The sequence below is a fragment of the Tahibacter amnicola genome (assembly GCF_025398735.1).
Classification (GTDB): domain Bacteria; phylum Pseudomonadota; class Gammaproteobacteria; order Xanthomonadales; family Rhodanobacteraceae; genus Tahibacter; species Tahibacter amnicola.
Window position 1 is genome coordinate 3,669,309 of record NZ_CP104694.1, and the last position, 19,180, is coordinate 3,688,488.

Consider the following 19,180-nt stretch of genomic DNA (forward strand, 5'->3'; position numbering starts at 1 on the left):
GGCTCGGCTGCGGCATCGCACACGGCAAAAAACGACATTTTCAGTTTTTGGAGAAGGACAGCATGAAAGCGGTTGGCATCGAAGCAATGAACGTGTTCGCCGGTACGGCTTTCCTGGACGTCAGGAAGCTGGCCGAGCATCGCAGGCTCGACACCTCCCGGTTCGAGAACCTGCTGATGAAAGAGAAGACGGTCGCGCTGCCGTACGAAGACCCGATCACGTTTGCAGTCAACGCAGCGAAGCCCATCGTCGATGCGCTGAGTCCGGAAGCGCGCGATCGCATCGAGATGGTGATCACCTGTACCGAATCGGCCTTCGATTTCGGCAAATCGATGAGCACCTACTGCCACTCCCTGCTCGGGTTGAACCGCAATTGCCGACTGTTCGAGATCAAGAACGCCTGCTATTCCGGTGCGGCCGGTATCCAGATGGCGGTGAACTTCGTGCTGTCACAGGCCTCGCCCGGCGCGAAGGCGCTGGTGATTGCCACTGACATCTCGCGCTTCATGGTCGAGGAGGGCGGCGACGCGCTGACCGCCGACTGGTCATTCGCCGAGCCTAGCAACGGCTCGGGCGCGGTCGCGATGCTGATCAGCGACCAACCGCACATCTTCCAGGTCGACGTCGGTGCGAACGGTTACTACGGCTACGAAGTCATGGACACGTGCCGGCCCACCGTCGACGGTGACGCCGGCGATTCGGACCTGTCGCTGCTCTCCTATCTCGACTGCTGCGAAAACGCCTTTCTGGAATACAAGAAGCGCGTGCCGGACGCGGATTTCGCCGACACCTTCACCTATCTGGCCTATCACTGCCCCTTCGGCGGCATGATCAAGGGCGCGCACCGCAATATGATGCGCAAGATGGCACGGGCCAAGCCGCAGGAAATCGAAGAGGATTTCCAGCGCCGCGTCACCCCTGGCATGAGCCACTGCCAGCGCGTCGCCAACATCATGGGCGCAACCACGGCGCTGGCGATCGCCAGCACCATCGACCACGGCGATTTTGAAACCCCGCAGCGCATCGGCGCCTTCTCCTACGGTTCCGGCTGTTGTTCCGAATTCTTCAGCGGCGTCGTACGCAAGGAAGGCCAGCAGCGTCTGCGCGCCATGCAGATCAAGGAACATCTTGACCGCCGCACGGAGCTGACGATGGAGGAATACGACCAGTTGCTGGTCGGCAGCAACGCCGTCAAGTTCGGTACACGCAACGTCGTCCTGGATTCCGACTTCATCGCACGGGCGCGCACCGCGATGGACAAGCCTGTCATGTTCCTGAAGCAGATCAAGGAATTCCACCGGGAATACGAGTGGGTCGGATGATGGATATCCGGGATTTCACCGCGCTGCGTGTCCGCTTCGACGATGACATCGCCTATCTGCAGATCCATCGGCCGGAAGCGAACAATGCGATCAACGACCGGTTGATCGCCGAATTCACGTCGGCAATGGACGAATGCGATGCGCGCGCGAAGATCGTCGTGGTCGAGGGTTTGCCCGACGTCTTCTGCTTCGGTGCGGATTTCGCCGAGCTACAGACGAGTTTTGATGTCGGTGGCGTGCCGCAGCAGAACCCGAAGCCGATGTACGACCTGTGGCGCCGTCTCGCGACAGGACCCTTCGTGTCGGTTGCTCACGTACGGGGCAAGGCCAACGCCGGTGGCATCGGCTTCGTAGCAGCCTGCGACATCGTGCTCGCCGAATCAGCGGCCGTGTTCAGTCTCTCAGAGCTCCTTTTCGGCCTGATGCCGGCCTGCGTCCTGCCATTTCTTGTTCGCCGCGTCGGCTTCGCCAAGGCCAATTACATGACGCTGTCGACCCTGCCGGTGACGGTGCAGGTCGCGCACGACTGGGGGCTGGTCGACGCCTACGAGGACAATAGCGAAAACCTGCTGCGCAAAAACCTGTTGCGCCTGCGCAGGCTCAACAAGAAGAGCGTGGCGCGCTACAAAAGCTACCTGCGCGCGATCGAGGTGTCTCTCGACGCGGCGGAACCCAAGGCGCTCGCCGCGAACCGGGACGTGTTCTCTGACGTGGAGAATCTGCAGCGGATTTCGCGCTACGTGAGAACCGGCCAGTTTCCGTGGGAGGGTGCGGCATGACGTCCGGCAATGCCGTCGACCTGCAGTTCATCGCCCCGCAGATTCTGCAGATCAAAATGCAGGATCGCGTCAGCAAGAACACGTTTTCCGAAGCCATTACCCAAGGGCTGATGGACGCGTTCGCAGAAGCGGAGTGCTTGCCCGACTGCAAGGTTGTCATCCTGACTGGCTACGACAACTATTTCGCCAGCGGCGGTACCCAGGAACAACTGCTGAACCTCTCCGATGGACGCGGCGCATTTACGGATCGCGCCTTGTACAGCCTTCCGCTGCACTGTCCGGTGCCGGTGATCTCCGCGATGCAGGGGCATGGCATTGGTGGCGGGTTCGTGCTCGGAATGTTTGCCGATCTGATCGTGCTCGGCCGCGAGAACATCTACACCACCAATTTCATGCGCTACGGCTTCACGCCGGGCATGGGTGCGACCTTCATCCTGCCGCACAAACTGGGCCTGGGCCTGGCGACGGAAATGATGCTCACTGCAAACACCTACCGGGGAGAGGAGCTGCAGCAGCGCGGCATCCCTTTCCCGGTGGTTCCGCGCGACCAGGTCATGGCGCGCGCGCTGGAACTGGCACAAACGCTCGCGGAAAAGCCGCGTGTTTCCCTCGTGGCGCTCAAAGATCACCTGAGCGCACCCCTGCGTCAGGCATTGCCGGCCACGATCGCGCAGGAGGTCGCAATGCACACGGTGACCTTCACGCAGCCGGAGGTCAAATCGAAAATTGCCACACTGTTCGGTACATGACTCATGCCCGCGGACGCGCACGAACACAAACGACAGTCCAAGGACGGACCGATACATCCATCGCGCCAGTGCGTCGTCAGACGCGTTGCGCGGACCAAACCCACACCCCTCACCAGAGAGTGTCATGACCACTACTGCACTGGCCACTGAAGACATCTTCGCCATCATCGTCGGGCACGCGCGCGAAGTGCTGCCGGGGCTGGACGATCACGCGTTCCAGTTCTCCGATTCCCTGCGTGACCTGGGCGCCAACTCGATCGATCGTTCCGAGATCGTGATGCTGACGCTTGAATCGCTGTCGCTGAAGATCCCGATGATCGAGGTCGCCAAGGCCGAGAACATGGGCGAGCTGGCGACCCTGCTGCATGCCCGACTCTGAATATGCACGGTCCTGATCCTGCGCGTATCGTCGTCACCGGCATCGGCATCACAACGTCGATCGGCCAGGGCCGTCGTGCGTTCGTCGATGCGCTGCTGGCCGGAGAGCACCGGTTTTCGGTGATGCGCCGTCCCGGTCGCCAGAGGCCGTCCGCGGTCGACGGTACGGCCGCGCCGTTCATTGGCGCCGAGATCGCCGATCTCCGGATGCCGGCAACGATTCCGACGGCGATGCTGCGCAACGCGTCCTGGTCTGCGCAGGCGGCGCTCGCGACCCTGCACGAAGCCTGGGAGGATGCCGGTCTGGAAAATGTGGATCCGGACAGGATCGGCCTGATCGTCGGTGGCTCGAACCTGCAGCAACGCGAGCTGGTGCAGAACCAGATCAAGTATCAGGACCGGATCGAATTCTTGCGTCCGACGCACGCGATGACGTTCATGGACAGCGATCTGTGCGGCATCTGCAGTGAAGTGTTCGGAATCCGCGGGCTCTCCATCACCGTCGGCGGCGCTTCCGCGAGCGGACAGCTGGCGGCGATCCAGGCGGCCGAAGCGGTGCGCTCAGGACAGGTGGACGTCTGCATCGCGCTGGGCGCGCTGATGGATCTGTCGTTCTTTGAATGCCAGGCGTTCCGTTCGCTGGGCGCGATGGGATCGGATCGATTCGCAGACCAGCCCGAGCTCGCATGCAGGCCATTCGATCGTGATCACGATGGCTTCATCTTCGGCGAGGCCTGCGGCGCGATCGTTGTTCGGCGCGCGTCCGATGTAACGTTTGACACAAAGCAGGATGTAACGCGCGACGCGGTGCAGGGTGCGATGAGTCACGCGCGGTCGCCTTATGCCGAGTTGAAAGGCTGGGCGATGGCGTGGGACGCCAATCGCAATCCGAACCCGTCGCTGGAGGGCGAGACGACAGTAATCCGGCGCGCGCTGGCGATGGCGGGCCTGGCCGCGGATGCGATCGATTACGTCAACCCGCACGGCACCGGGTCCATGGTCGGCGACGAGACCGAGCTGGCTGCGCTGCGTGCCTGTGGTCTGGATCACGCCTACATCAATGCGACCAAGTCGCTGGTGGGGCACGGACTCAGCGCCGCGGGCATGGTCGAACTGATCGCCATCATGCTGCAGATGGAGGCCGGCAAGCTGCATCCGACGCGCAATCTGGAAAACCCGATGGATGCGGGATTCCGCTGGGTGGCAGCGGACCCGGTCGATCACCGCGTAGAGCGCGCGCTCAACATGAGCATGGGCTTCGGCGGCATCAACACCGCGGTCTGTCTGCAGCGCTGTCGCCCCCTTTGATTCGCCAATACACGAGTTGCTCCAGGAGGATTCGATGAAAACGTATATGTTTCCGGGACAGGGTTCGCAGGCTCGCGGGATGGGCGGCATCCTGTTCGACGCCTTTCCGGAACTGACAGCCAAGGCCGACGCCGTGCTGGGCTATTCCATCAAGGAGCTGTGCCTGGAGGATCCGCGGCGCGAGCTGGGCAAGACGCAGTTCACGCAGCCCGCGCTGTACGTGGTCAACGCGCTCTCGTACTACAAGCGCATCCAGGACACGGGCGAGACGCCCGACTATCTCGCGGGCCATAGTCTCGGCGAATTCAACGCGCTGCTGGCGGCCGAATGCTTCGACTTCGAGACCGGCCTGAAGCTGGTCAAGAAGCGCGGCGAACTGATGAGCCAGGCGACCGATGGTGCGATGGCGGCCATCGTCAACGCCACCCGCGAGCAGATCGAGGCCCTGCTCAAGGAGAAGGGCCTCGACAACGTCGACATCGCCAACCACAACACGCCGCTGCAGACTGTCATTTCCGGGCCGGTTGCCGACATCGCCGCCTGCCAGGAGATCTTCCAGTTCGACCGGGTGATGTATGTTCCGCTCAACACCAGCGGCGCGTTTCACTCGCGGCTGATGATTCCGGCGCGGCAGAAATTCGAGGCCTACCTCAAGAAGCGCAAGTTCGCGAAGCCGAAGATCCCGGTGATCGCGAACCTGACCGCGCAAGCCTATCCGAACGACGCGATCGTCGAGTATCTCTCCAGGCAGATCCACAGCACCGTCCGGTGGAGCGACACCATCCATCACCTGATGGCGCTGTCCGACGACATGGCGTTCGTCGAGATCGGCCATGGCGACGTCCTCACGAAAATGATCCTGAAGATCAAGCAGATCGCCGCGAACGCCGCGGCGGAGCCGGCGCCGGCCGTGCGGGGGGCGGCAGCGGAAACAGCCGCGCCGGTAAGCCCGCCTGCCGCAAGTGCGAGCGCAACCGCGCCGGCCGCTGACGCTACGGTGGACGCCAGGAGCGTCCACAACGACCGTTTCGCGCGGGCCGAACAGAAAGTCGCCGACTGGAACAGCCGCCACCCTGTCGGTACCGGCGTGAAGTCGCTGGTCGCGGAGTACGGCCACCTCGTCACACGTACCCCGGCGATGGTGTTGTTCGGTCATCGCGCGGCCGTGTACATGGAAGGCTTCAACGGCTATTTCGATCTCGACGAACTCGCGGCGGCCTGACCGGACATGCGCCTTACTGCCGTCCCGACGATGCCCGTCGTCTTCATGTTCTCCGGCCAAAGCTCGCAATACCATCAGATGGGGCGCGAGCTTTACGACCGTCATCCGCGATTCCGGATGTGGATGGAGCACTGCGACGAAATCGCAGCGCCGCTGATTGGATGCTCGTTGTGCGACCTGCTGTATCGGGACGGCGACAAGCGCACACCGTTCGACCGTCTGCTGCACACCAATCCCGCATTGATTGCGTTCGAGTACAGCTTGGCGCGGGTACTGATGGAAGCCGGCGCCAGGCCGGACTATCTGCTGGGCTACAGTCTCGGCGAACTGAGCGCCATGATTGTCGGCGGCGCACTGGCGCTGGAGCAGGGCATCGAGTTCGCCGTCGAGTACGCCAGAGTGGTCGAATCGGAAGGCCCGCCGGCCACCATGCTCGCAGTGATCGATGTACCAGATATCGAACGTCGCTACGTCGGTCAGCTCGCGGGCTGCTGGGTAAGTGCCCGGAATTTCGACCGACACGTCGTTGTCGCCGGGACGGTCGAGGCGATGAAACGATTGCGCACTATGTTGACGCGCGATGGCGTTGCCCATCAGGTCCTTGCAGTCAACTACGGCTTCCATACCGAAATGCAGCAACCGCTCGAAACCCGGTTCATGGCGCTGGCGCGAAATCTCACCGTCAATCCGTTGCGCGTGCCGATGGTCTCTTGTTCCGACGGCGCGATATACGACGGCAGCGCCGATGCCGGGGGCTGGCAACAGCGCCTCTGGACCACGTTCCGCCATCCGGTCGCATTCGATACAACGATCCGCGGCTTGGTTGACACGGGTGACTTCCATTTCCTCGATGTCGGCCCGAGTGGAACGCTGGCGACGTTCGTCAAGTATCTGCTTCCGGCCGACAGCACTTCCCGGTTCACCGAGGTGATCAACCCGTCCGGCAGAGACATCCAGACGTATGTCAATGCGCTTCGGAGCATGGGCCTGGATGCGCCCCAATGGCATGAGGCGATGGTTCCGTCGACGCTTGCTGCTGCAGTGGGGGTTTCGCGTTGATCGGGTCTTTCGAAATGGGCCAGCAGGTACTTGTCTCGCAGTCGTTCAGTCGGCTGCTGGGCACTGAACTGTGCGAGCTGTCCAAGGGATATGCCGAGCTTTCGCTGAGGATCCGGGAGGATTTGAAGCAGAGTCATGGCTTCGTGCATGGCGGCGTCGTCAGTTACCTGGCCGACAACTGCCTGACATTTGCCGGTGCGACGGTCCTTGGCAACTGCGTGACTTCGGAGTTCAAGATCAATTACGTCATGCCGACCGTCGGCGACCTGCTGGTCGCCAAGTCCACGGTGCTTGCATCCGCATTGCGGCAGGCGGTGTGCGAATGCAAGGTCTATGTCATCCGCAGCCAGCAATCCATGCTGGTTGCAGTGGCCCAAGGCACGATCGTCAAGATCGAGACCGATGTCAGGACGGGCGCATGAAGAGCCTCGTCTACTACGAGTACGGGTCGCCCGATGTTCTGCAGGTGAGGGACGTGGAGATGCCGGCACCACGCCCGAATGAGCTGCGCATCCGCATGCGCGCCGCTTCGGTCAACCCCGCAGATCTCTACCTGCTGCGCGGAAGCCCTTACATGCTGCGATTCCAGATCGGCCTGAGGCGACCGAAAAACAATGGCATCGGCCTGGATTTCGCCGGGGTCGTCGACACCGTCGGCGATGATGTCACCACCTTCCGTAGCGGCGACGAAGTCTTCGGCCAGATCACTGACTTTTCCACAGGGCGTACCCGCGCGCTCGCCCAATACCTGTGCGTCGACGCAGCGGTCGCGGTGAAGAAGCCGCCTGGCATCGGCTTCGCCGAAGTCGCCACAATCCCGTTGGCGGGATGCACCGCGCTCTACGCCGTACGCGACTGCGCCCAGGTGACTGCCGGGCAGCATGTGCTGATCAACGGCGCGGGCGGCGGGGTAGGGGTGCATGCCGTGCAGCTTGCAAAGCATTTTGGCGCCACAGTCACCGCGGTGTGCAGCGAAGCGAAGCGATCGCTGATGCAGGAGATCGGCGCCGACCATGTCATCGCTTACAGCGAGCACGATTTCACCGCCGGTTCCACCCGTTACGACGCGATTGTCGACACGGTCAGCAGTCAAGGCCTGCGTCGCTGCCGGCGCGTACTTGCGCCAGCAGGGCGATATGTCTGGGTGGGCGGGCCCGGCACGAACCGCTGGATCGGTCCGCTGCGCTCTGCGCTGAACGTATTGGCGATGCCTCTCGTGGACCGGGAGCATCGTTGGATTCTGGTATCGAAAACTTCCACGGCCGAGGATCTGGCGACGCTCGCCGGATTGGTCGAGCAAAGGGCGTTTCGCCCCGTCATCGATCGGCGTTACCCGCTTGAGGACGCTGCCGATGCCATCCGCTATCTGGAGAAGGGTCATGCGTGCGGAAAGATCGTTGTCGAAATCTGACGTGTGTCCGGGAGGCATCGCGGGCGGGCGCGGCGACGCGGCCGAGCCAGGGCGCGTCGTAGGCATTGATTTTCAAAAGAATACTGAAACCCAAGAAGAATGTTCGCTATTGGGGCGTTTTACCGTTCTTCATATGGCTATGATTCGACGTCGCGCCCAGGAGACTTGGCACCGGGGACCGAACGCAGGGGATGCCGACCAATGATGGACCACGATACCCTGCATGAACGCACCGAGTACTACCTGAAATCGCTGATCTGCGAAGCAGCAGACGCGGCTCTGGTCTTCGATGCGGAGACGCCGTTCGGCGAACTTGGCGTCAACTCGTTCCTGATCCTGAAGATACTCAAGCGCCTCGAACACGACTTCGGCACGTTGCCGAAGACGCTCCTGTTCGAGAACTTCAACATTCGCGATCTCGCCCGGTATTTCGTCAAGGCGCATACGGACGTGCTGATGCGCAAATTCCCGGATGCCTTGCCGTCCCCGCCTGCGCAGCAGGGGCAGGCGTGTCCCTCGGAAGCCACCGCTGTGCATGCCGTTCCAGCGCAAGCCACATCCGCCCGGGTCACAACGGGCCCGACGGACGAATCGCGGCTGCCGGCGATGGTCGCGTCCAGGCATCTGCATCGCTACCCGCCGCTCGAACAGCGGCGGACCGAGATCTTCAATCGATACAAAAACGAATCCTCGGTGTCGCGCGGCACGGCGATGATCGCGCCACTGCTGTTCTTCGGCGACGCGCAGCGCGGCTACTTCAACTGCGGCAAAGGCAAGGGCATCCTGCTGGCCTACGGCTATACCGGCCCGGCAGAGCACTTCCCGCAGCTTGCGGAACAGCTGTACCGGTACTGCGACGCGCACGGCCTGCAATTCAATCTGTTCGTCGAAGACCGGTTGCCTGAACTTTGCGGAAAGCGCTTTTCGGCGACGCCGTTCGGCGTGATGCAGCGTGTGACCGACCTGGCGTCCTTCACGCTGGAAGGTCAGAAGATGAAGCGTCTGCGCTATCTGGTGTCCAAGTTCGCGAATGCCGGCGCTTGTCGTACCGAAGAGTACGTCTGCGGCAGCGATGCGAAGACCGCCGAGGCGATCGCCGTCATCATCGACCAGTGGTGCGCGACGCGCACGATGGTCAATCCGCTGGTGCACGTCGTCAAGGCCGAGATCCTCGCGGGCACGCTGGACCGCGAGCACCGGCTGTTCCTGACCTACATCGACGACGTCCTGCAGAACGCCATCCTGGTATCGCCCCTGGCGGCTGGCACCGGCTATCTGATGGACCTCGAATTCTACGGGCCGGACATGCCGCTCGGCGGGCTGGAATTCGGGATCGTCAACATCATCCAGACGCTGCGCGACGAAGGCTGCACCGTTTTCAGCCTCGGCGGCACCTACGGCTGCAAACTCGCCGATTCCCCCGACGCAGACCCGGCAATCGAAAATATCCTCGAGGACCTGCGCCGCCAGAACATCTTCAACGACGCGGGCAATCTGCAGTTCAAGAACAAGTTCCGCCCCGAAAGCAAGGACATTTTCCTGTGCCGTGCCGTGGATGCGGGCAAGGCAGACAACATCCTCGACATCATCCTGATGATCGCCGACCCATCGGTTGCGGACGGCGACGAGCCGGTGGACAACGCTTCGCTCGCGCCAGTGGCGGCCGAAGCGACTGCGGCACCCGCCTTGCCCGTCTCGACCGCCGCCACGCCAGGCACCGTCGACATCGCGTCCAGTGCGCGTTGGAAGGCGCTGGAAGCAGCCGGGTTCAATCCGCTGAACATTCCTGCCGCGCAGGTCGATTTCGATCTGAAGACCGACTCCTGGGCACAACTGAGCCTGGCCGCTATCGATAGACAGATGGCGGCCCTGTTCGCCCAGATCCAGCGGCCGATCGATGTCAACGCCAACCTGCGCCGGGTATTTCCGTTCAAGCACTTCACGCTTGCCGAATCGGGGCGTGCCGCCGAAGACCTCTTCTGCCAGGCATGGGAGAAGAAGGGGCGGGTGCCACAGAACATCCTGTTCCCGAGCACGATTTTCCATCAGATCGACAAGGGGTTCTCGCCGGTAGAAATTCCTGTTGCCGATGTATTCGATCTGCAGTCCGACGCCCCCTTCAAGGGTAACGTCGATCTGTCCGCGCTGCGTCTGGAGATTGACACCTGCGCGGCGGAGATCGGCTACGTCTGCATCGAACTGGCGGACAACGCCGCGGGCGGCGGCGCGGTGTCGCTGGCGCACCTGCGGCAGGTGAAGACGCTGCTGCAGACGCGGCGGATTCCACTGGTGCTCGACGCTACGCGCGTACTGGAAAACGCGCTGATGGTGATCGAGCGCGATCCCGAGCAGCGCGACGCGTCGCTGTGGCAGGTCGCCGAGGCGCTGCTGTCGCAGGCGGATGCGATCGTCGTCAGTCTGGCCAAGGATTTCTGCGTCAACAAGGGCGGCCTGATTGCCACCAACGATGAGGCTCTGCACGACCGGCTGCAGGCGCTGCAGCAGCGCGGTGGCCGGGCGTTGGACATCACCGAGCGCAAGTGCATCGCCGCTTCGCTGCAGAACCGGGGCTTCATCGAGACCCAGGTCCGCCGCCGGGTCGAAGCCGTGCGAGCGCTCGGCCTGCGTCTTCTGGAACGTCAGCTGCCGGTCGTGCGCCCGGCGTCTGCGCACTGCGTGTTGATCGACGTCAAGCGCATTCCAGCGTTCCGCGAGCTGGCGGCGCCAGTGGCGTCGTTCACGGCGTGGCTGTACCTGGCGACGGGCATCCGCGCCGGTGCGCACAGCGTCGGCATGCAGCAGAAGGGTCCGCTCAACCAGCTGGTGAGGCTCGCTATTCCCGTGGGCCTGAAGGCCGCGGACGTGACGCGAGTGGGCGATCTGCTCGTCGATGCCTTCGCCGACATCGTCAACATTCCTGATCTCGCCGCCGGCCAAGGCACTGGCGATCTCAACGCCAGGGTGACGCTGGACCGGCTGCTGTCGCCGCGACCCGTCGCGCAGGCGGACGAAGCGCGCAGTATCGCTCCGGCGCAGATGCAGGCTGCAGCGGCGGTTTCTGGCCGCGCCAGCGAAGGCGTGCAGGAGGGCGGAAGCGCGAAGCAGGACATTCAGACCGGTGATGCGTCCATGGACGCGCCTACAGGCGTGGACGACATCGACATCGCCATCATCGGCATGGCGGCACGCCTGCCGAAGGCGCGCAACGCCGAGGAACTCTGGGATAACCTGATCCGAGGCCGCGACTGCATCGACGAGATCCCGCAGTCGCGCTATGAGCGCAGACGCAACCGCGACGCGCTGGGCCGCTACCGCGGCGGATTCATCGACGACGTCGACAAGTTTGACTCACTGTTCTTCAACATTTCACCGCGCGAAGCGGAAACCCTGGATCCGCAGGAACGCCTGTTCCTGGAAGTGGCTTGGGAAACGCTGGAGGACGCCGGGTACTATCCGGAGGCATTCCAGCGCGAGGAAATGGGGGCGCGCCGGATCGGCGTGTACGTGGGCGCGGTCTGGGCGATGTACCAGATGGTTGGCGCGGAAGAACGCCTGGCTGGCAACAAGGTCCTCGCCAATTCCTTCCTCTGGAGCGTCGCTAACCGGGCGTCGTACTTCTTGAATTTCACCGGCCCCAGCATCGCGGTGGATACCGCCTGCTCGGCCAGTCTGACCGCAATCCATCTCGCTTGCGACGCCATTCGCCGCGGCGAATGCGCGGCCGCGCTCGTCGGCGGCGTCAACCTCGACGTGCACCAGTGCAAACAGGAAATCACCGTCGCGGGCGGCCTGCTGTCGAAAGAAGGCCTGTGCCGTGCCTTCGGCCGCGACGCGAGCGGCTACGTGCCAGGCGAAGGCGTCAGCGCGCTGCTGCTCAAGCCGCTGTCGCAGGCGCGGCGCGACCGCGACAACATCTACGCGGTGGTCAAGGGCTCGGCGATCAGCCATGGCGGCCGCAACAGCGGCTACGCGGTGCCGAACTCGAAGGCGCAGTGCGACGTGGTCACCGATGCGCTGAGAAAGTCGAAGGTGGATGCGCGGAGCATCGGCTACATCGAGGCCCACGGCACCGGCACCGAGCTGGGCGATCCGATTGAGATCGCCGGCCTGAACCAGGCATTCGAGAAGGACGACGTCGCGCTGCAGAGCTGCGCGATCGGTTCGATCAAGACCAACATCGGGCACCTGGAAGCCGCCGCGGGCATCGCGGGCGTCTGCAAGACGATTCTGCAGATGCGCCACCGCATGCTAGTGCCGTCGTTGCATTCAGCTCAGCTCAACGAGTTCATTGATTTCGCGCATTCGCCGTTCGTGGTCCAGCAGACGCTGGCGCCCTGGCATCCCAAAGCGATCAATGGCGTGCTGCAGCCGCTGCGCGCGGGAATCAGTTCTTTCGGCGCTGGTGGTTCAAATGCCCATGTGATTCTGGAAGCGGTGGAATCGCCGGCTGAGGGGGCGGCAACGGAATCCGGCCCGCGGATCTTCCCGCTTTCCGCGCGCAACGAGGAACAACTGCGCCAGGTCGCGACGCGGCTGAAAGCCTTTGTCGAGAAGCACCGCGACCCTGCGTCCGCGCCCAGCCTCGACGATATCGCCTTTACTCTGCAGCTCGGCCGCAAATCCTTCGATCACCGGGTCGCCATCGTGGCCGACAGTCATGAGCGGCTGATCGACAAGCTGCAGTGCTTCCTGGCCGGCACGCGCGACGAGAACATTCTCAACGGCCACGTGAAGAACGCGGAAGGCATCACCAGGATGCTCAGCCGCAAGGAAAAGGAAGCGTTCGTCGATCTGCTCGCGAAATCGCGCGATCCGATAAAGCTGGCGCAGTTGTGGAGCGATGGCCTCGTTTCCGAATGGCAAGGCATGCAGACCGGCGGGCAGGGCAGGCGCATATCGCTGCCGACGTATCCGTTCGCCGACAAGCGCCACTGGCTCGAACCAGCGGAGGGCAGCGTGATCGGCCCGATGAAGACCGGGCACGTCGCCGGGCTGCATCCACTGATCGACAGCAACGAATCCACGTTCGAGCGCCAGGTGTTCCGCAAGGTCTTCACCGACAGCGAGTTCTTCATCTACGACCACCTGGTCTCGAATATCCCGACGCTTCCCGGCGTGGCCTATCTCGATTTGGCGCGCAAGGCCGGCGAAATCGCCGCGGGGCGCAAGGTTCGACGGATCAGGAACATCCTCTGGGTCAGTCCGCTGACGGTGCAGGACGCGGTGCCCAACACGGTGTTGATCGAACTGAAAGCCGCTGGGGATTTCGTCGCATTCGAGGTCTTCAGCGAACGCGAGGACGGCAGAAAACAGCTGTATTGCCAGGGAAAGCTCCTTTACGCCACGTCTCAAGACAACGCGGTGGAAGACGAATACGTCGACCTGCCTGCGATCCGCGAACGTTGCGAAAAGGTCATGGATGGCGAACGCGCCTATCCGCTGTTCAGGAATCTCGGCCTGGGCCTTGGCCCCACCTTCCAGGCGTTGACCGAGGTCCGCCGCAATCCCCAGGTCGGCTTTGAAGTGCTTGGGGCGCTGGAGATGCCAGCGCTGGACGGCACGCGTTTCGATGAGTTCGTGCTGCATCCGTCGCTGGTCGATTCGTCGTTCCAGGCGGCGATGGCCGCGCGGCTCGCGGACGCCGGTGGCGAGATGTTCGTGCCGTATTCGCTGGGCGAGGTGGAGATCCTGCACCCGCTCACGCGGGTCTGCTACAGCTACGTGACGGAGGCGAAGGACGAGAGGAAGTCGTCCAACGTGTCCAAGATGAACGTGCTCATCGTCGACGAGCAGGGCAAGGTGCTGGTCAAGGTGCGCGATTCGGTCGGCGTGCCGCTGCTGGACGTGCACGAGAAGCCAGGTCAAGAGAAATCGGGCCACAGCGCCGGGTCCAGGTCGGCATCGCCGGGCGAAGCCGGCGCCGTGTTTTCGACCCTGTACTTCCGTACCGATTGGCAACCATCGCCGCTCTCCGCCCCTGCCGCCGTCCAGCCGCGGCAGGCCACCGTGCTCTTTGTACCCGATGAAGCCAGTTACGACGCTTACCGGGCCGCGGTGGCTGCGTCGGGAGGTGATCCTGACACGCTGGTCGCCGTGTTGCCCGGCGACGGCTTCGCCCGCGTCGACGCGCATCGCTATCGCATCGATGCGGGCAACCGCGAGGATTTCGACACACTGCTTTCGGCGCTGCGCGAACAGTCCGAAGCCACGCTGCACGTGTGTTTCGCATGGTCGGCGCTGCCCGGCACGGACGCCGACGGTCTAGCGGTCGAAGATGCCACGATGCGGGCGCTCGATCGCGGCGTGTACGCTTTCCTGTACCTGGTCCAGGCGGTCATCGCGCAGAAGTGCGAGGCCAGTGTCCGCCTGCAGTATCTGTACTTCAGCATGCCGCCCGTCGCACAGCCGCACAACGAGGCGATCCAGGGCTTCGCGACGATCCTGCGTGCGGAGTGCCCGAAACTCGCCTGCAAGGTCGTCGAAATCGTCGGCACGGCTCCGGACGGCGAATCAGCCGTCGTACCCGGCTTCGACCAGGCGTCGGTGGCCGCGGTCGCAGCGGAGTTCCGCGACGACACCAAGACCCTCGCGGTGCGCTACTGCGAAGGCGTGCGCTATCTGCGTCGTATTCACGAGAGCCCTGAACCCACCGCTCCGACGCGGGACGCGGCCGCGATCCGGCATCGCGGCGTCTACCTCATCACTGGCGGCGCGGGAGGCCTGGGCCTGATCTTCGCCGAGTACCTGGCGAAACAGTTCCAGGCGCGGATGGTGCTGAGCGGTCGCGGTGCGCTCAGGCCGGAAACCGAAGCGACGCTCGAATCCCTGCGCGCTGCCGGCGCCGAAGTGGTGTACGTACCGGCCGACGTGTCCCTGCGCGAGGATGTCGAAAGACTCGTCCGCGTGTGCAAGGACAGCTATGGCGGGCTGCACGGCATCATCCACAGTGCTGGCGTGCTGCGCGATGCGTATCTGCGCAACAAGACGCGCGACGAAATGGCCGCCGTGTTCGCGCCAAAGATCCGCGGCTCCGTACTGTTGGACGATGCGACGCGCAACGAGCCGCTGGACTTCTTCGTGATGTTCTCGTCGCTGGCTGCGCTGGCGGGTAATGCGGGCCAGAGCGACTACTCGTTTGCGAACCATTTCATGGATGCGTTCGCCGCGCAGCGCAATGCGCGGGCGCGCGCCGGAGAGCGGAACGGCAAAGCGCTCAGCCTCAACTGGTCGATCTGGGCCGAGGGTGGCATGCGGCTGGACGAGCAGACCGCGCTGTTCTTCGAGCGCAATCTCGGTATCCGGCCGCTGCAGCGCGAGGTCGGCATCCAGGCTTTGATGCTGGGCCTGCACAGTGATCTGCCGCATCTGGCGGTGCTGCAGGGTGTGAAGGACAAGGTCGAGCGCGCCTGGGGCATCGGTGGAAACGATGCGCCCAAGGCTGCCGAGGCGGTTTCTACGACTGCTCCGGCAGCGACGGCCGGAGAGGACGGCGACCTGTCGCTCCAGGTCCAGGGCGCGCTGTCGCAGATCGTCATGGATTTCCTCAAGATCGATGCCGACGATGTCGATCTCGACACGATCCTTCTGGACCTGGGCTTCGATTCGATCGGGCTCACCTCGTTCAGCAACATCGTGAATGACAAGTACGGCCTGGACATCACGCCGGTCCTGTTTTTCGAGTATCCGAACATCCGCGAGATCGCCAAACATCTCGCCCAGGATCACCGCGAGGCCATGCTTCGCGTGCATGCGCAGGCGGGCACGCCGTCATCAACTGTCAACGCCGGATCGGCCGGTGCGGCCCCGGTGGTTTCGGATCAGCCGGTATTTGCGTCCAAGAACCTCTTCGTGGTGCCAGATGCGGTGGCGCCTGCGGGCACGGGCCGCTTCTCGCCGGGACGACGCTTCATCGAGCGGCCGATCGCTATCGTCGGGATGAGCGGCGTGATGCCGCAGGCGGACACGCTGGACGAATACTGGGACAAGCTGAGCAAGTCCGAGAACAACATGGTCACGCTCGTTCCGTCGGACCGCTGGGACTGGAAGGCGTATTACGGCAATCCGTTGGCGGAGAAGAACAAGACGCTGTCGAAGTGGGGCGGCTTCATGCGCGAGGTCGACAAGTTCGACCCGCTGTTCTGGGGCATCTCGCCGCGGGAAGCGGAAATGATGGATCCGCAGCAGAGGATCTTCCTGGAGAGCGTCTGGGGTGCGATCGAGGATTCCGGCCATCGCGTCTCCGATCTGGCGGGCACCAAGACCGGTCTATTCGTCGGCGCGGCGACGCGCGATTACATCGACCTGATGGCGACAAACCAGGCGGAACTCGATGGCTACTCCGCCTCGGGCACTTCGCACGCCATTCTGGTCAACCGCGTGTCCTTCCTGCTCAATCTTCACGGACCCAGCGCGCCGCTGGACACCGCGTGTTCGAGTTCGCTGGTGGCCCTGCACCGCGCGATCGAATCGATCCACACCGGCAGTTGCGACATGGCGATCGTGGGCGGCGTGCAGGTCATGCTCACCCCCGCGGGCCACATCTCCTTCGGCGCGGCCGGCATGCTGGCCGACGACGGCAAGTGCAAGACCTTCGACTCGCGCGCAAACGGCTACGTCCGCGGCGAGGGTTCCGGCGCGATCCTGATCAAGCCGCTGGAGAACGCCATTGCCGATGGCGACCACATTTACGCCGTCGTCAAATCCACTGCCGAGAATCACGGCGGCAAGGTGACGATGCTCACCGCGCCAAACCCGAACGCGCAGGCCGACCTGCTGGTCGAGGCCTACGAAAAAGCCGAGATCGATCCACGCAGTGTCGGGTATCTCGAATGCCACGGCACCGGTACAAGCCTGGGTGACCCGATCGAGATCCAGGCCATGAAGAAGGCGTTCTCGGAGCTGTACCGCAAGCATCAACTCCCGCCGGCCGTGAAGCCGCACATCGGGCTCACCTCCGCCAAGACCAATATTGGCCATCTGGAAACCGCAGCCGGCATCGCCGGCATCCTGAAGGTGTTGCTGTCCATCAAGCACAAGCAGATCCCCGCGCTGCTCCATTTCGAAAAGCTCAACCCCTACATCAGTCTCGACAACACGCCCTTCTACCCGGTGGAGAAGACCAGGGACTGGGAGCCGGCAGTTGACGAACAGGGGCGAGCGTTTCCACGCCGTGCCGGCATCAGCTCGTTCGGTTTCGGGGGCGCCAATGTGCACGTCGTGCTCGAGGAATACATCGAGCCGCCGACCGTCTCTGCCGCGCGGCCGACTGGTCCCTGTCTGATCGTGCTGTCCGCCAAGACCGTCGACCGCCTGCGCGCGAACGCCGAGCGCCTGCTCGCGCATCTCGTTGCCAGGCCGGACGCGGATACGCTTGCCGATATCGCCTACACCCTGCAGGTGGGCCGCGACCCGATGCCCGAGCGCATGGGGCTGGTCGTGGATTCCGTGCAGGACCTCATCGAGCGCCTGCAGCGCTTCGTGCGGGGCGATACCGAAGGCTCGGGCGTCAGGCAGGCCAGCGTCCGCCGCAAGTCGGACATCGGCACGATCGCCGCAGACGTCATCGCGCAGCATCTGCGCGAGCGCGATCTTGCCGCACTGCTGGACATCTGGCTGAAGGGGCAGGAGCCGGCGTGGACCGCCCTGTACGCGGGATTCACGATGCGCCGCTGCGCGCTGCCGACCTACGCCTTCGCGCGGGAACGCTACTGGTTCAGTATCAATCCCGAGGCGCAGAAGGCGCAGTCGGGCACGCAGGTCGCCCTGCATCCGCTGCTCCATCGCAATGTTTCGGTATTCGGCAGGCAGTCCTTCGCTTCCGATGCGGATGGCCTGGAAAAGGCGCTACGCGGCGTGTGCGTGCGGCCGCAGGCCGGGCTGCCGGAACTGCTGCCGGTCGAGATGGTACGGCTGGCAGTGCAGGAGTCCCTTGGCGACCGTGGGCACAAGGCAGGCATCGAGTTGCGTTCTCTGGCGTGGGCGGAAGTGGAGCCCGTCACCACATCCGGCGGCACCGTCTCAGCGGATCTCTACGCGACGGGAGACAGCAGCTTCGACTTCGACGTGAGGACCGCAGGCGCTGACGGCGAGTCGGTGCTGTGCGAAGGCGCCGGCACCTACGCGGCGAGCGACGATCCGGATCGCATCGATGTGTCCCGACTGCGCACGCTGTTCCGTGGCGAAGTCCACGACGCCGCGGACTTCTATCGCGCCTTCGTCGATGCAGGCATTGCCCGCGATCGCCTGCCGGATGGTGTTGTCGCCTGTCTTCGCGGCGAGCGCCAGCTGTTGCTCGAGTTTCGCTTGCCGCCGGAGCCGGACGGCGCAATCGATGCGCTGGACACCTTTGCCTTGCTGTCGCTCGCGCACCTGGCCAGCCTCGACCATCTGGCCGGCGGCGGTGTTCCGCCGACGGAAGCCACGTTGCTCGCACTGGAGCGCATCGCGTTCGCCGCGGTCGGTGCCCGTGAAGGCGCGATCTGGGTTCGTTCGGCCCGCGGCGGTGGCCGCCCCGACGGCACTGCCGTGATCGACATCGACGTCGTCGATGCCGAAGGGCGCGTGCTCATCAAGATCAAGGGACTGACGATCGGCTACCCCGTGACGCAGGACGCCGAACGCGTGCACGAGGAGGAGTTCGCCGCGGTTCTCGATTCGCTGTACGCGCCCACTCCGGCGTCCGACCACGCGCCGCAGCGGATCGCGAGCCTCGAATTCGAGGACGCGCTGGACGCGCTCTACGAAGAGGGCGCGAACTGATGGATGCCACATGTTTGCCACCCAGGACTGGGCGCGATACGCCTGGCCACGCCCGAAACCGCGGCGCGCAGGAATCGACCCTCATGGGGCAAGGCGTTCGACACGATGATTGCGCGGGCAGTAGGCGCCTGCGAAACCCGGGTCGAAAACGCAGTTATCCAACTGCTTTTCGGCTTGAAACCACGGTGACGGCC

The 19,180-nt window shown here is 63.7% G+C and carries 10 protein-coding genes; all 10 read left to right on the top strand.

Going from position 1 to position 19,180, the window contains the following annotated elements; all coding sequences use genetic code 11:
- Positions 1–62 precede the first annotated feature (62 nt).
- Positions 63–1,322: a hydroxymethylglutaryl-CoA synthase family protein gene (locus tag N4264_RS14630; RefSeq protein WP_261692983.1), complete on the top strand. Its 1,260-nt coding sequence runs from the start codon at positions 63–65 to the stop codon at positions 1,320–1,322.
- Complete coding sequence (locus tag N4264_RS14635; protein WP_261697633.1) at positions 1,319–2,101, top strand: enoyl-CoA hydratase/isomerase; 783 nt, start codon at positions 1,319–1,321, stop codon at positions 2,099–2,101. The genes N4264_RS14630 and N4264_RS14635 overlap by 4 nt, the downstream gene beginning before the upstream one ends.
- Positions 2,098–2,850 (top strand): polyketide synthase, encoded by a 753-nt coding sequence (locus tag N4264_RS14640; RefSeq protein ID WP_261692984.1) that lies wholly within the window; start codon positions 2,098–2,100, stop codon positions 2,848–2,850. Before N4264_RS14635 ends, N4264_RS14640 begins: the two co-directional genes overlap by 4 nt.
- Before the next feature lie 124 nt (positions 2,851–2,974).
- On the top strand, positions 2,975–3,229 hold the full coding sequence (locus tag N4264_RS14645; protein ID WP_261692985.1) for an acyl carrier protein: 255 nt from the start codon (positions 2,975–2,977) through the stop codon (positions 3,227–3,229).
- 2 nt (positions 3,230–3,231) lie between these two features.
- Positions 3,232–4,536 (top strand): beta-ketoacyl synthase N-terminal-like domain-containing protein, encoded by a 1,305-nt coding sequence (locus N4264_RS14650; protein ID WP_261692986.1) that lies wholly within the window; start codon positions 3,232–3,234, stop codon positions 4,534–4,536.
- Positions 4,537–4,582: 46 nt separating this feature from the next.
- On the top strand, positions 4,583–5,758 hold the full coding sequence (gene fabD, locus N4264_RS14655) for an ACP S-malonyltransferase (RefSeq protein WP_261697634.1): 1,176 nt from the start codon (positions 4,583–4,585) through the stop codon (positions 5,756–5,758).
- 30 nt (positions 5,759–5,788) lie between these two features.
- Entirely contained in the window at positions 5,789–6,817 is a 1,029-nt protein-coding gene (locus tag N4264_RS14660) for an acyltransferase domain-containing protein (protein ID WP_261692987.1), read from the top strand.
- A 14-nt stretch (positions 6,818–6,831) separates the two neighbouring features.
- Complete coding sequence (locus N4264_RS14665) at positions 6,832–7,239, top strand: PaaI family thioesterase (RefSeq protein ID WP_261692988.1); 408 nt, start codon at positions 6,832–6,834, stop codon at positions 7,237–7,239.
- A complete protein-coding gene (locus tag N4264_RS14670) occupies positions 7,236–8,228 on the top strand; it encodes an NAD(P)-dependent alcohol dehydrogenase (protein ID WP_261692989.1) in 993 nt (330 codons plus the stop codon). Before N4264_RS14665 ends, N4264_RS14670 begins: the two co-directional genes overlap by 4 nt.
- Positions 8,229–8,429: 201 nt before the next feature.
- Positions 8,430–18,986: an SDR family NAD(P)-dependent oxidoreductase gene (locus tag N4264_RS14675; RefSeq protein WP_261692990.1), complete on the top strand. Its 10,557-nt coding sequence runs from the start codon at positions 8,430–8,432 to the stop codon at positions 18,984–18,986.
- The last annotated feature ends 194 nt before the right edge of the window (positions 18,987–19,180 follow it).